The sequence below is a fragment of the Microbacterium testaceum genome (assembly GCF_001476285.1).
In the GTDB taxonomy this organism is placed as follows: Bacteria; Actinomycetota; Actinomycetes; order Actinomycetales; family Microbacteriaceae; genus Microbacterium; species Microbacterium testaceum_B.
Genome location: NZ_LDRU01000020.1, coordinates 82,145 through 95,729, shown reverse-complemented (window position 1 = coordinate 95,729; position 13,585 = coordinate 82,145). Strand labels below are relative to the sequence as shown.

11 protein-coding genes are annotated in these 13,585 nt (G+C 69.2%); 5 read left to right on the top strand and 6 right to left on the bottom strand.

The window, feature by feature from the left end:
- Window positions 1–21: 21 nt before the first annotated feature.
- On the bottom strand, window positions 22–2,094 hold the full coding sequence (locus tag NS283_RS04375; protein ID WP_153001245.1) for a DNA gyrase/topoisomerase IV subunit B: 2,073 nt from the start codon (window positions 2,092–2,094) through the stop codon (window positions 22–24).
- Between the two features lie 164 nt (window positions 2,095–2,258).
- Here NS283_RS04375 and NS283_RS04370 point away from each other — a divergent pair, with 164 nt between their 5' ends.
- A complete protein-coding gene (locus NS283_RS04370; protein WP_058595658.1) occupies window positions 2,259–2,477 on the top strand; it encodes a DUF7455 domain-containing protein in 219 nt (72 codons plus the stop codon).
- 63 nt (window positions 2,478–2,540) lie between these two features.
- Here NS283_RS04370 and NS283_RS04365 read toward each other — a convergent pair whose 3' ends face one another.
- Both NS283_RS04365 and NS283_RS04360 read right to left on the bottom strand, forming a co-directional pair.
- A complete protein-coding gene (locus NS283_RS04365) occupies window positions 2,541–3,581 on the bottom strand; it encodes an alanine racemase (protein ID WP_058595657.1) in 1,041 nt (346 codons plus the stop codon).
- Window positions 3,578–4,213 carry an alanine racemase C-terminal domain-containing protein gene (locus tag NS283_RS04360; RefSeq protein WP_058595656.1) on the bottom strand — a complete coding sequence of 212 codons (636 nt, stop codon included), beginning with the start codon at window positions 4,211–4,213 and terminating at the stop codon, window positions 3,578–3,580. Before NS283_RS04360 ends, NS283_RS04365 begins: the two co-directional genes overlap by 4 nt.
- 45 nt (window positions 4,214–4,258) lie before the next feature.
- Here NS283_RS04360 and NS283_RS04355 point away from each other — a divergent pair, with 45 nt between their 5' ends.
- Window positions 4,259–5,281, top strand: a complete 1,023-nt coding sequence (locus NS283_RS04355; RefSeq protein ID WP_058595725.1) for a sugar-transfer associated ATP-grasp domain-containing protein — start codon at window positions 4,259–4,261, stop codon at window positions 5,279–5,281.
- Between the two features lie 428 nt (window positions 5,282–5,709).
- Here NS283_RS04355 and NS283_RS04350 read toward each other — a convergent pair whose 3' ends face one another.
- The 3 genes from NS283_RS04350 to NS283_RS04340 form a co-directional block, all read right to left on the bottom strand.
- Window positions 5,710–6,408: a coenzyme F420-0:L-glutamate ligase gene (locus NS283_RS04350; protein WP_058595655.1), complete on the bottom strand. Its 699-nt coding sequence runs from the start codon at window positions 6,406–6,408 to the stop codon at window positions 5,710–5,712.
- The gene (locus NS283_RS04345; RefSeq protein ID WP_058595654.1) at window positions 6,405–7,715 is read right to left on the bottom strand and encodes an RNA polymerase sigma factor; all 1,311 of its coding nucleotides are present in this window, start codon (window positions 7,713–7,715) and stop codon (window positions 6,405–6,407) included. The genes NS283_RS04350 and NS283_RS04345 overlap by 4 nt, the downstream gene beginning before the upstream one ends.
- Before the next feature lie 250 nt (window positions 7,716–7,965).
- Window positions 7,966–8,892, bottom strand: a complete 927-nt coding sequence (locus NS283_RS04340) for a proteasome assembly chaperone family protein (protein WP_058595653.1) — start codon at window positions 8,890–8,892, stop codon at window positions 7,966–7,968.
- 85 nt (window positions 8,893–8,977) lie between these two features.
- Between NS283_RS04340 and NS283_RS04335 the strand changes: the two genes are divergently transcribed.
- From NS283_RS04335 to sucB, 3 genes are read left to right on the top strand one after another with little or no spacing between them, the layout of a single operon-like run.
- Window positions 8,978–10,438: a leucyl aminopeptidase gene (locus NS283_RS04335; RefSeq protein WP_058595724.1), complete on the top strand. Its 1,461-nt coding sequence runs from the start codon at window positions 8,978–8,980 to the stop codon at window positions 10,436–10,438.
- Window positions 10,435–11,808 carry a dihydrolipoyl dehydrogenase gene (gene lpdA, locus NS283_RS04330; protein ID WP_058595652.1) on the top strand — a complete coding sequence of 458 codons (1,374 nt, stop codon included), beginning with the start codon at window positions 10,435–10,437 and terminating at the stop codon, window positions 11,806–11,808. Before NS283_RS04335 ends, lpdA begins: the two co-directional genes overlap by 4 nt.
- Before the next feature lie 54 nt (window positions 11,809–11,862).
- A complete protein-coding gene (gene sucB, locus NS283_RS04325; RefSeq protein ID WP_058595651.1) occupies window positions 11,863–13,578 on the top strand; it encodes a 2-oxoglutarate dehydrogenase, E2 component, dihydrolipoamide succinyltransferase in 1,716 nt (571 codons plus the stop codon).
- Window positions 13,579–13,585 lie beyond the last annotated feature (7 nt).

Below are 13,585 nucleotides of genomic sequence, written 5' to 3'. Positions count from 1 at the left end.
CGACGCCCGGGGACTCCGCCGTCAGACGTCGATGCTCTCCCGCGCCAGCCGGTCGCTCGAGTCGACGATGAACTCGCGGCGGGGCGCGACCTCGCTACCCATCAGCAGGTCGAACACCTGCGCGGCGCCCTCCATGTCTTTCACCTGGACGCGTCGCAGGGTGCGCCCGGCACGGTCCATCGTGGTGGTCGCGAGCTGATCGGCATCCATCTCTCCGAGGCCTTTGTACCGCTGGATGGGCTCCTGCCAGCGCTTGTTCGCCTTCTTCAGACGCGCGAGCAGGGCGTGCAGCTCTTGCTCGCTGTAGGTGTAGATCGTCTCATTCGGCTTGGAGCCGGGGTTCATCACGATGACGCGGTGCAGTGGCGGCACGGCGGCGAACACCCGGCCGGCCTCGACGAGCGGCCGCATATAGCGGAAGAACAGCGTCAGCAGCAGGGTGCGGATGTGCGCGCCGTCGACGTCGGCGTCGCTCATGAGGATGATCTTGCCGTAGCGCGCCGCGCTGAGATCGAAGGAGCGCCCCGACCCCGCGCCGATGACCTGGATGATCGAGGCGCACTCGGCGTTGCTCAGCATGTCGCTGATCGAGGCCTTCTGCGTGTTCAGGATCTTGCCGCGGATCGGCAGCAGCGCCTGGTACTCGCTGTTGCGGGCGTCGCGCGCGGTGCCGAGCGCCGAGTTTCCTTCGACGATGAACAGCTCGGAATTGTCGACGTCGTTCGAGCGGCAATCCACCAGCTTCGACGGCAGCGACGACGACTCGAGGGCGTTCTTGCGCCGCTGGGTCTCTTTGTGGGTGCGCGCGGAGATGCGCGCCTTCATCTCGGAGACGATCTTCTCGAGCAGCTGAGCCGTCTGCGTCTTGTCGTCGCGCTTGGGTGAGGCGAAGCGAGCCGCGAGCTCTTTCTGGACCACGGATGCCACGATCTGACGCACCGCGGGAGTGCCCAGCACCTCTTTGGTCTGGCCTTCGAACTGCGGCTCGGGGAGGCGGACGGTCAGCACCGCCGTGAGACCGGCGAGAAGGTCGTCCTTCTCGATCTTGTCGTTGCCGACCTTGAGCTTGCGCGCGTTCTGCTCGACCTGCGCGCGCAGCACCTTCATGAGGCCCTGCTCGAAGCCCTGCTGGTGCGTGCCGCCCTTGGGCGTGGCGATGATGTTGACGAACGACCGGGTCGTGGTGTCGTAGCCGGTGCCCCACCGAACCGCGATGTCGACCTCGCACTCGCGCTGCACCTCGGTCGGGATCATCGACCCACCGGGCTGGAGAACGGGCACCGTCTCGGTGAACGTGCCGGTGCCCGTGAGACGCCACGTGTCGGTCACGGCCGCGTCGGGGGCGAGGAAGTCCGCGAACTCCGAGATCCCGCCGTCGAAGCGGTAGCTCGTCTCGACCTTCTCGTCACCGCGTTCGTCGAGCACCACGATCTCGAGTCCCGGCACGAGGAACGCCGTCTGGCGAACGCGCTGGACGAGCTCGTCGAGGCCGAAGGCCGCGTCCTTGGTGAAGATCTGTCGGTCGGCCCAGTATCGGATGCGGGTACCGGTGACACCGCGTGGGGCCTTGCCGACGACGCGCAGCTCACTGCTGCGCTCGAAGGGCGTGAAGGCCGAGTCGGGCGTGTCGCCCGCGAACAGGCCCGGTTCGCCGCGGTGGAAGGACATGGCGTACGTCTTGCCCGCACGATCGACCTCGACGTCGAGACGCTCCGACAGCGCGTTCACGACCGAGGCGCCGACACCGTGCAGGCCTCCGGATGCCGCGTACGAACCGCCGCCGAACTTGCCGCCGGCGTGGAGCTTGGTGAAGACGACCTCGACGCCGGTGAGCCCGGTCCGGGGCTCGACGTCGACCGGGATGCCGCGGGCACGGTCGCGCACTTCGACGCTGCCGTCGGCGTGGAGGACGATGTCGATGCGGCTGCCGTGCCCGGCGAGCGCTTCATCGACCGAGTTGTCGATGATCTCCCACAGGCAGTGCATCAGACCGCGCGAATCGGTGGAGCCGATGTACATGCCCGGGCGCTTGCGGACGGCTTCGAGGCCCTCGAGGACCTGGAGATGATGGGCGGAGTACTCGGACGTCACGATTTCCCAGCGTAATCGGGGCCCACCGACATCCCCTGCCAGACACACAGCACGGTCGGGTCACCGTACGCGCACAGCGAAATGTGATCAAGCCGCGGCATAGGGGAAACATCCGCGTGGTTGTATATGGAGACTCGCCCAACGACCACTTGAGGAGGGCACCCGAGATGACCACCACGACCGCACCCGAAGCGTCCGTTCTCGACCACCGCCTGACGGCGGCGGATCGCTGTGACTCCTGCGGCGCGCAGGCGTACATCGCCGCCGAGGTCAACGGCAGCGAGCTGCTGTTCTGCGCGCACCACGGCCGCAAGTACGAAGAGAAGCTGCGCAGCGTCGCCACCTCGTGGCACGACGAGACCGCGCGTCTCCACGCTGCCGACTGAGACTCCCTCAGAACGGGCCCCGGTGTCGCTCCGACAGGAGCGGACGGGGCCTTTTCTGTGTCGTCAGCCCAACTGCCCCGCGTACGTGCGAGGAACGACGGGCGAAACGCGAAGAGCGATCTCCTCGCCGATCGTGTCGATCAGCTCCGCGAGGTCGGTCGCGCTCGCCAGCGCGCCGCGGCCGAAGACGGGGACCGTCTCGCCGACGACCGCGTCCCACGGCGCGACGGTGAGGGAGGTGAGACCGATCGCCTCCACCCGGCGAGGACCGGCGGGCGTCGCGACGTCGAAGCGGCCCGACAGGGCGCTCGGCAGACCGTGCAGGCTCCCGACATCGAGGAGCACGCGCTCCGGATTCGCGGCGGTCACGGTCGCGACGAGCGTGGAGATCGGCTCGATCCCCAGTTCTGCCTCATGCGGTCCTCCCGTAGGCCGGATGCCGTAGGAGAACGCACCGACGCGCACCAGGTCTTCGCGGAACTCGCCCCGGGCGAAACCCGCCGCACTGGCGGCCAGGTGCGAGAAGCGCGGCTCCAAACCGGCCGTGCGCGCCGCCTCCCGCGCGGAGAGGAACAGCGCGCGGGCGTCGTCGTCATCGGCATCCGAGGCTTCCGAGATATGCGACCAGATGCCCTCGAACCGGGCGCGCCCCGCGGCCACGAGGTCAGACGTCTGGACAAGAGCCGCGTCCCATGCCTCGGGACGGATGCCGTTGCGGTGGAGACCCGTGTCGATCTTGAGGTGCACGCGGGCGACGTCCCGGGCGTCGAGAGCGGCGAGGTCGTCGAGGAGCGCCTGGTCTCCGATGCCCAGGTCGAGGTCGGCCGCGATCCCCGCGGCCAGGTCATCGGCCCCGCCGATGAGCCACACGAAGATGCGCGCATCCGGTCCCGTCGCCGCCCGGACCGCCGCGCCGGTGACCACGTCGAAGGCTCCGAACCATCGCACGCCCTCGTTCCAGGCGCGACGGACCAGCACGTCGAGACCGTGCGCGTACGCATCGTCCTTCACGACGAACATGTGCTGCGCCGGGGCCACCGCGTCGCGCACGCGGCGCAGGTTTCGCGCGAAGGCGTCGAGGTCGACGCGGTACTCGGCGCTCACGCGGCGACCCGCCGTTCCGCGCGGACGCCCACGGCCGCGACGATCTCGGCCGCGGTCCAGCCCGTGGCATCCGTCCACTCCTCGAGGTAGGGGTGACCGGCCGCGGGGTCGCCGAAGAACACGATCTCCGCTCCGCGAGCGATCGACGTCTCACCGACGTCGACGACGGAGACGTCCATGGCCACGCGACCGACGATCCGGTGCCGACGTCCGTCGATCGACACGGTCACGGCATTGCCGAGAGCGCGCACGACTCCCTGCGCGTATCCCCCGGTGACCAACGCGACCGTCGTGTCGCGTGGCGCGCGGTGCGTGTACCCGTACGACACGCCCTCGCCGCGGAGGAGGGGCTTGGTGCCCAGCGCTCGGCCGCGGAGCGACATCACGGGACGCGCGCGCGTTCCGGGCAGGCCGAACAGGGTCGGGGCGTCGAGGGCCGTGGCATCCATCCCTTGTCCGGCGAGAACGGATGCCACCCACTCGGCGCCGTGACCCCATGCGTCGGCGGCGAGAACGTCGTCGTCACCCCCCACGGCCAGGGGCGCGTTGTGGCGCAGCGCAGCCTCGGAGACCCACGCGATCGGAGCGACTCCCCCGGCGGCGGACGCGCGAGCAGGGAGCGTGGAGGTCACACATCTAGACTAACGGGGTCCGTGATCCCCGACCCCGGAGCGTGCATGCCTAAGCAGGGCTTCTCCCCCGTCACCCGTCTGCGCTACCTCGCCGGACGCGCCCGCCGTATCGACGTCGGGTCGGTGGTCGAGCGAGCGAAGGAAGCATCCGAGCAGCACGGCAAGTCCCTGCCGCTGGTGGTCGCCGACATGCTCTACCAGGCGGGCGTGAAGAACGTCGGGTTCCAGGACTACATCGACTACGACTTCGCGATCCTCACCCCCGCGGAACGCGCGACGTACATGACGCACCCGGTGTCGAACCAGATCTCGCAGAAGTACGACCACCCGGACTACCGCGGGATCTTCCAGGACAAGGTGGAATTCGACCGCCGGTTCAGCGATTTCCTGCGCCGTGAGTGGATGGTCGTGGATGCCGACAACGCCGACGACCTGCGCACCTTCACCGAGCGCCTGGGCACCATCGTGACGAAGGAGCCGGTCGGTCAGGCCGGCACCGGCGTGCACCGCTACCACGCGGCCGAGGTCGAGGACTGGGACGCGTTCCACCGCGGTCTGCTCGAGCGCGGGGAGATCCTCGTCGAAGAGGTCATCCGTCAGCACGACGACCTCGCGGCCGTTTGCCCCGGCACCGTCAACACCACGCGCGTCACGGCGTTCTTCGACGGCTCGACCACGCACATCCTCGCGATGGCGCAGAAGTTCGGCCGCGGCGCGGTCAGCGACCAGATGACCTTCGGTGGCTTCTACACGATGCTCGACGAGAACGGCCACGCCCTCGGGGCCGGCTACGACTCCCACGGGCACGTCCACGAGCTGCACCCCGACTCGGGCGTGCGCATCGCCGACTTCCAGCTGCCGATGATCGACGAGGTCAAGGCGTTCGTCGACCAGGTCGCCCGCGTCGTGCCGCAGGTGCAGTACGTCGGGTGGGACATCGTCGTCGGCCCCGAAGGTCCCGTGCTCGTCGAGGGCAACTGGGGTGCGGGCGTGTACGAGAACAAGCCGAGCGTCACCGGTATCCGTACCGGTCACAAGCCGCGTTATCGGGCCGCGATCGGTTTCTGACTCCGGATGCCGTGAGGCCCGCTCCTGCGACCGGGTCGGGGTTCTGCTGTGTTCCAGGGCCCCGGGGGTGCTCGCTCCCCGGCCCCGCCCGCGACAATCAGCCCGATGGCGCGCGGCGCGTACGCCCCGTGTCGTCGCTGTGCGTCATCGCATCGCGGCGTCATCGCATCACGGCGTCACCGCATCGCGCCGCTCACTTGCCGCATATGTGCGCTCGGCGGGGCCGTTGCCGCACATCTGCGGCACGTCACCGTCGCGTGCTCCCGGTGGGATCGCTCGTGTGCCGCGAATGTGCGGCCGGGGCGGGTGTTCGTGCGCATCTGCGGCAGATCATCCCCGCGGTGGGCTTGGGGCAGTGAGAGTGGTGGCATGCAGAAACGCGACAAGGCCCGCCCCGCGAAGGGGACGGGCCTTGTCGCATGACTCGATCAGCTGGGGCGGACGATGCCGAGCGGCGTGGACTCGTGTCCCTGGCCGAGCGGGTTGTCCTTGAGGATCGCGACGAGACGCTTCTCGCCGGCCTTGTCGAGCGTCGACCCGAGGATGTTCCCGCCGAGGTCGTTGATGTCGACGACGGCGACGTCGAGGTCGATGCCGAGCAGCGACTTCAGACGCGCGGCGACCTCGCGGGGGCGCTCCGGTCCGAGGACCACGGCCTGGTTGTAGGGCGGGATCGTGCCCTTCGTGGGGCCGTCGATCGCGCGAGCCTTGTCACCCGCGATGCGGTAGAAGTCGCCCTTGCGTCCGAACGCCTTGGTCACGGCCGAGACGGCCGCGGCGAACAGGATGCGGGGCGTGCCGCACTCGCGCAGCGCCATCTCCATCGTCTCGGGCATGCCGAGGCCGATGCCGTAGGGCGTGCGCGTGACGTACTTCGAGAGGAAGAGCGCGAGCTTGCGGGGCTTGATCGAGTCGAGCTTGAACGAGCGGCCCTGCGTGATCGCGACGATCTTCTCGGTGACGAACAGCAGGTCGCCCGGCTGCACGGCATCCTTCGCGTACTCGAGGATGAACGCGTCGAGATCATCGCCCGGCATGACGACCCGCGTGCGGATCGGGATGCGCGCGTACGAGGTGCCCTCGACGGTACGGGTGAGCGCCTTGCCGGCGTTGGCCTCGCCGCTCATTCGAGGTAGTCCCGGAGCGACTGCGAGCGCGACGGGTGACGCAGCTTCGCCATCGTCTTCGACTCGATCTGGCGGATCCGCTCGCGCGTCACGCCGAACGTGTCGCCGATCTGGTCGAGGGTCTTGGGCTGTCCGTCGCCGAGGCCGAAGCGCATGCGGATCACGCCCGCCTCACGCTCGCTGAGCGAGTCGAGGAGGGATTCGAGCTGACGCTGCAGCATCGTGAAGCCCACCGCGTCGGCGGGGACGACCGCCTCGGTGTCCTCGATGAGGTCACCGAACTCGCTGTCACCGTCTTCACCGAGGGGCGTGTGCAGCGAGATGGGCTCGCGGCCGTACTTCTGCACCTCGATGACCTTCTCGGGGGTCATGTCGAGTTCGCGGCTGAGCTCTTCGGGCGTGGGTTCGCGACCGAGGTCTTGCAGCATCTGGCGCTGCACGCGGGCGAGCTTGTTGATGACCTCGACCATGTGCACCGGGATGCGGATGGTGCGAGCCTGGTCGGCCATGGCGCGCGTGATCGCCTGGCGGATCCACCAGGTCGCGTACGTCGAGAACTTGAAGCCCTTGGTGTAGTCGAACTTCTCGACCGCACGGATGAGGCCCAGGTTGCCCTCCTGGATGAGGTCGAGGAACTGCATGCCGCGACCGGTGTAGCGCTTGGCGAGCGAGACGACCAGACGGAGGTTGGCGCCGAGGAGGTGGCTCTTCGCGCGCTGACCGTCGCGGGCGACCCACTGCAGGTCGAGGCCCAGCTGGCTCGTCTTCTCGGCCGCCGACATGTTCGACAGCTTCTCTTCGGCGAACAGGCCGGCCTCGATACGCATCGCAAGCTCGACCTCTTCGGCCGCGTTCAGGAGCGGGACCTTGCCGATCTGCTTCAGGTAGTCCTTGACCGGGTCGGCCGTGGCGCCGGTGATCTGCGCCGAGTAAACGGGAACGTCGTCCTCGTCGCTCGATGAGATGACGATCGCGCCGGTCGGCAGGGCCTCGGCGGGCGCCGCCGGGGTCTCGTCGTCGTCGTCGCTGTCGTCGTCGGACTTCTTCGCCGCGGGCTTCGCCTCGTCGTCGTCGTCAGTGTCGTCGTCGGTGTCGAGCTCGACATCAACCTCTTCGTCGACCTCTTCTTCGTCTTCGAGGTCGTCGTCTTTCTTCGCCTTCGTCTTGGCCTTCGCCGGTGTGGCCTTGGCCTTGGCGGGGGCCTTCTTCGCCGGCGTCTTCGTCGACGTCGTCACGGTCTCCTCGGAAGTGTCGAGGTCGGTGTCCTTCGCACTCCGGGAGCGGGTCTTGGTGTTCGTGCCTGCCACGTTTCGCCTTTCACCGGGAACGTACGTTGCACGGCCGCCGGTCGTTCTCGGACACTAGTAAGACCCTTGTCAAGTCCGGAGCCGAGGAGCGGGGCTCCTGGACCGGTTGACAACGGGTCAGGTTCTTCATTGTCTCACATCCTCGACGCGGGACTTGACGCGCACCGGGGATCTATGCGTAGTAACGCGGAGGCGCGTCCTCGCATTCCGCGAGAAGCGCTTTCAGATGTGCTGACTGCGCGGAGCGGGATCAGCCGAGGGGCCCGCGCCGGTCGTCGTCGCTCGGGCCGGATGCCAGGAAGCGCTCGAGTTCGGCCGCCAGCTCGTCGGCGCTGGGGAGATCGCCCGTGTGGATGATCGGCGTCGCCTGGGTGGAACCGGCCATGTATGAGTCGTAGCGTTCCTCGAGGCCCTGCAGCATGCGCGTCAGCTCGTCGCTCGCGGTGACCTGCTCGGTCACCTTCGTGAGGAAGTCGCGGTTCTCTTCGCGCAGCACTTCTCCGGAGAAGACGAGTCCGGTGGCCACCGTGAGGCTGTCGAGGGCGGCGAGGGTGGCAGCGGGGTACTCGGTGTCGGCGAGATAGTGCGGAACCAGCAGCGCGAACCCGGCGACCTTGGCGCCGGCCTCCGCGAAGCGGTACTCGAGCAGGTGGCCGACGGTCGAGGGCACCTGCGTGTGCGGGCGCCAGACCGAGTGCGCTTCGGCGAGGTCGGAGCGCGTGCCGCTGACCGTGGTGCCGATCGGCCGCGTGTGCGGAACGGGGAGCGGGATGGCGTGCACCCACGTCACGGACGACACCTGGAGCCCGGCGCTGAGCTCGAGGACGCTCTCGGCGAAGGCTTCCCAGAGGAAGTCCGGTTCGTATCCCGCCAAGAGAAGGAAGGGGCTGCCCAGGGAGTCGTGGGCGAGCGACAGCTCGAGCCGCGGCGGCCGGTAGTCGCTGAGGTGGTCTTCGACGAATGTGATCAAAGGGCGCCGAGCGCGGTAGTCGAGCAGCGTGTCGTTGTCGAACGCGACGACCGCGTGGGGCTCCAGGTCGTTACGGAAGTACTCGACGAGCCGGGTGACAGCCCCGCCGGCGTCGGTGAACCCCGTGAGCGCGATCACCAGGGGAAGCCCCGAGGGCACCGGCGGCGCGGAGGGTGCGCGATCGTACAGCGGTGCGGAATACGGCATGCCCTCCAGCTTACGAGCCGGGTCGGACGTCGGGGTCCGGAGCGTCCCGCTGCTAGCGAACACACGCGAACCTAGGATGGACGGCATGCCCTTTCCTTCTGTGGCGCACACAAGCGCCCCCCTGCGCGAGTCCGATGCCGATGCGATTCTTCTGGTGGTCGCCAAGCCCGTGGGTGAAGGTGCAGACCCCGTGGGGTGGGACGGACTCGGTGCCGCTCTGACGGCCGTGGGGTTCACCGGCGCTCCCGGCTCGTTCCAGCGGGTGCACGTGCCCGGCGTCACCACGCCGCTCGCGGTCGTGGGTGCAGGGACCGATCCGGACGCCGCCGCCCTCCGCGACGCGGCGGGGGCGGGCCTGCGCCAGCTCACGGGCTTCGAGCACGTCGCGGTTCAGGCGCTGGTGCCGTCCGCATGGCGGCCGCTGGCCGAGGGGGCGGCCCTCGGTGGTTACCGGTTCGCCGGATACAAAAAGGAGGTGCCGAAGACCCGCGCGCAGCGCGTCACGGTCTACTCGCCCGACGCTCCGGCCGACGACGATGTCGTCGCCGTGGCGGCCATCTCCGGCGCGGTCGCTCTGGTGAAGGATCTGGTCACCACGCCCGCCGAGTGGCTCGGTCCCGCCGACTTCGCCGACGCGGCGGTCGAGGCGGTCGCCGGTCTGCCCGTCGACGTCGAGGTGCTCGACGAGGAAGCGCTCCGCGACGGCGGGTACGGCGGCATCCTGGGTGTCGGTCAAGGCTCGGACCGCCCGCCTCGCCTCGTCCGCCTCGACTACTCCCCCGCCGGGGCGCAGCGTCACGTCGCCCTCGTCGGCAAGGGCATCACGTTCGACACCGGCGGCCTGTCGCTGAAGCCCGCCGCCTCGATGGTCGGCATGAAGTACGACATGTGCGGTGCGGCGACGGTCCTCGCGGTGCTCAAGGCCGCGGCCGAGATGGCGCTGCCCGTTCGCGTGAGCGCGTGGCTCTGCATTGCCGACAACATGCCGTCGGGGCGGGCCACGCGTCCCGGTGATGTGCTCCGCACGCTCGACGGGACCACTGTCGAGGTGTTGAACACGGATGCCGAAGGCCGTCTCGTGCTCGCCGACGGCCTCGCTGCCGCGAGCCGTGAGCGGCCTGATCTGCTCGTCGACGTCGCCACTCTCACCGGCGCGATCACGATCGCCCTCGGAAACCGGCACACCGGTGTGATGGGCGAAGACGACGCTGTCGCCGAGTACCTGTCCGCCGCGTCGCGCGCCTCGGAGCTCGCCTGGCAGCTGCCGCTCCCGGCGCACATGGTTGACGACCTCGACTCGCCCATCGCCGACCTGCAGAACGCCAAGATCGGCGACCCGGCGGGAGGCTCGCTCTTCGCGGGGCTCTTCCTCCGCCACTTCGTCGGCCGGGTCTCGGACGAGGCCGACGCCCCCCGCATCCCGTGGGTGCACCTCGACATCGCGGGCGTGGGCATGAACAAGGGTGCTCCGTTCGGGTACACCGACAAGGGAGTCACGGCGGCGACGGTTCGTTCGCTGGTCGAGCTGCTGGCGAGCTCGCGATGACCGAGTACTCCGCCGACGTCGTCGTCCTCGGGGGTGGGAGCGGTGGGTACGCCGCTGCCCTTCGTCTCGCCGAGCTGGGCAAGGACGTGGTCCTCGTCGAGAAGGACAAGCTCGGGGGCACGTGCCTGCACCGGGGCTGCATCCCGACCAAGGCCCTCCTGCACGCGGCCGAGGTCGCAGATTTGGCGCGCGATGCGGCGAGCATCGGCGTGAACGCGAGCCTCACCGGCATCGATCCGGCCGGGGTGCGCGCTTACCGCGAGGGCATCGTGGCCAAGAAGTTCAAAGGGCTCGAGGGGCTGATCTCGGCGCGCGGCATCCGCGTCGTCCGCGGCGAGGGATCCCTCGAGGCCGGACCCGCGGTGCGCGTCGGCGCGGACCTCTACCGGGGCGCCGACGTGATTCTGGCGACGGGGTCGTACAGCCGCAGCCTTCCCGGTCTCGAGATCGGGGGTCGCGTTCTCACCAGCGAGCAGGCTCTCGATCTCGACGTGGTCCCGCAGCGCGTCATCGTTCTGGGCGGCGGCGTCATCGGCGTCGAGTTCGCGAGCGTCTGGCGCTCTTTCGGCGTCGACGTCACGATCGTCGAGGCACTCCCCCACCTCCTGCCCGCGGAGGATGTCGCATCCAGCAAGGCCCTCGAGCGCGCGTTCCGCAAGCGGGGCATCGAGTTCCGGCTCGGTCGGCGATTCGACTCGGCGCGACAGGACGAGCACGGCATCACCGTGGTCCTCGATGACGGGGCGGAGCTGTCGGCGGACTACGTCCTGGTGGCGGTCGGCCGGGGTCCGGCCACCGCCGGTCTCGGCTACGAGGAGGCCGGCGTCGTCCTCGACCGCGGTTTCGTGCAGACCGACGAACGTCTGCGCACCGCGGCCGCCCACGTCTGGGCGGTAGGCGACATCGTGCCCGGACTGCAACTGGCGCACCGGGGCTTCCAGCAGGGCATCTTCGTCGCGGAGGAGATCGCGGGCCTGTCTCCCGTGCTCGTCTCCGACTCCGACGTCCCTCGCGTCGCCTACTCGCACCCGGAGGTCGCGTCCGTCGGTCTCACCGAGGCCCAGGCACAGGATCGTTACGGATCCGAGGCCGTCCGCGCCTACGAGTACAACCTCGCCGGGAACGGCCGGAGTGAGATCATCGGAACGTCGGGGATCGTCAAGATCGTCCGGCGGGTCGACGGGCCGGTCGTCGGTGCGCATCTCGTGGGCGACCGCGTGGGCGAACTGATCACCGAGGCCCAGCTCGCGGTGGGCTGGGAGGCCCACCCGGAAGACATCGCGCCGTTCGTCCACGCGCACCCCACCCAGAGCGAGGCGCTCGGCGAAGCCTTCTTGGCTCTCGCCGGAAAGCCCCTGCACGCACTTTGACCACGAACCGGTCACTAAGCTAGATACCGCATCCGGTACGAAGGAGACATATCCATGAGCACTTCCGTCGTCCTCCCCGCTCTCGGCGAGAGCGTGACCGAGGGAACGGTCACCCGCTGGCTGAAGCAGGTCGGTGACACCGTCCAGGAGGACGAGGGTCTGCTGGAGATCTCGACCGACAAGGTCGACACCGAGATCCCCTCGCCCGTTTCGGGCGTGATCGAAGAGATCCTCGTGCAAGAAGACGAGACCGTCGAGGTCGGCGCCGTGCTGGCGAAGATCGGCGACGGGTCCGGCGCCGGTTCGTCGGACGCCGCGTCCGAGGCCGCGCCCGCCGCTCAGGAGGAGGCTCCCGCGCAGGAGGAAGCTCCCGCCGAGGAGGCTGCCCCCGCCGAGGCGCCGGCAGCCGCGCAGCCCGCCCCGGCGTCGTCCGGTGACGCGACGGACGTCAAGCTCCCCGAGCTCGGTGAGAGCGTCACCGAAGGCACCGTCACGCGTTGGCTGAAGGCCGTCGGCGACGATGTCGCCGTGGACGAGCCGCTGCTCGAGATCTCGACCGACAAGGTCGACACCGAGATCCCCTCGCCGGTCGCCGGAACCCTCCAGGAGATCGTCGTCCAGGAAGACGAGACGGTCGCCGTCGGCGCCACCCTCGCCCGCATCGGCAGCGGTGCTCCCGCTCCTGCCGAGGCTCCTGCGCCGGCCCCGGCCGCCGAGGAGAAGCCTGCCGAGCAGCCCGCCCCCGCCGCGGAAGAAAAGGCCGCTCCGCAGCCCGCCGCCGAGAAGCCCGCCGAGGCCCCGGCTCCGGCCGCCGAGAAGCCCGCCGAGCAGGCGCCCGCGGCCTCCTCCAACGATGACGTCACCTACGTCACCCCGCTCGTCCGGCGTCTCGCCCAGCAGCAGGGCGTCGACTTGACCACGGTCAAGGGCAGCGGAGTCGGTGGACGCATCCGCAAGGAAGACGTCCTGAAGGCGGCCGAGGCCGCGAAGTCGGCTCCGACGGCGGCTCCCGCGGCTGCTGCTCCGTCTGCTCCTGCGCCTGTCGAGGTGTCGCCGCTTCGCGGTACGACGCAGAAGATGTCGCGTCTGCGCAAGGTCATCGCCGAGCGCGCCGTCGCGTCGATGCAGGCCACCGCGCAGCTCACGACCGTCGTCGAGGTCGACGTGACGAAGGTCGCGGCGCTCCGTGACCGTGTCAAGGGCGAGTTCCAGCAGAAGACGGGCGACAAGCTCTCGTTCCTGCCCTTCTTCGCCATCGCGGCGATCGAGGCCCTCAAGGCCTTCCCGATCATCAACTCGACGGTCGAGGGCGACGAGATCGTCTACCCCGCCCAGGAGAACGTCGCGATCGCCGTCGACACCGAGCGTGGCCTGCTGACGCCGGTCGTCAAGGACGCCGGTGAGAAGAACATCGCTCAGCTCGCCCGCGAGATCGCCGATCTGGCGGCTCGCACGCGCGACAACAAGCTGAAGCCCGACGAGCTCGCCGGCGGCACGTTCACGCTGACCAACACCGGTTCGCGCGGCGCGCTGTTCGACACGCCCATCGTCTTCCTGCCGCAGTCGGCGATCCTCGGCCTCGGTGCCGTGGTGAAGAAGCCGGGCGTCGTCTCGGTCGACGGCAAGGATGCGATCGCCGTGCGCTCGTACGTGTACCTGGCGCTCTCCTACGATCACCGCATCATCGACGGTGCGGACGCCGCTCGCTTCCTCGGCGCGGTGAAGGCACGCCTCGAGGCGGCTCAGTTCGAGGGAGACCTCGGGATCTGATCCCCGC

Coding starts and splice junctions, on each gene's coding strand:
- NS283_RS04335 (WP_058595724.1), top strand. CDS start 8,978: ATGCCCTTTCCTTCTGTGGCGCACACAAGCGCCCCCCTGCGCGAGTCC.
- NS283_RS04355 (WP_058595725.1), top strand. CDS start 4,259: ATGCCTAAGCAGGGCTTCTCCCCCGTCACCCGTCTGCGCTACCTCGCC.
- NS283_RS04350 (WP_058595655.1), bottom strand. CDS start 6,408: ATGAGCGGCGAGGCCAACGCCGGCAAGGCGCTCACCCGTACCGTCGAG.
- NS283_RS04370 (WP_058595658.1), top strand. CDS start 2,259: ATGACCACCACGACCGCACCCGAAGCGTCCGTTCTCGACCACCGCCTG.
- NS283_RS04340 (WP_058595653.1), bottom strand. CDS start 8,892: ATGCCGTATTCCGCACCGCTGTACGATCGCGCACCCTCCGCGCCGCCG.
- lpdA (WP_058595652.1), top strand. CDS start 10,435: ATGACCGAGTACTCCGCCGACGTCGTCGTCCTCGGGGGTGGGAGCGGT.
- sucB (WP_058595651.1), top strand. CDS start 11,863: ATGAGCACTTCCGTCGTCCTCCCCGCTCTCGGCGAGAGCGTGACCGAG.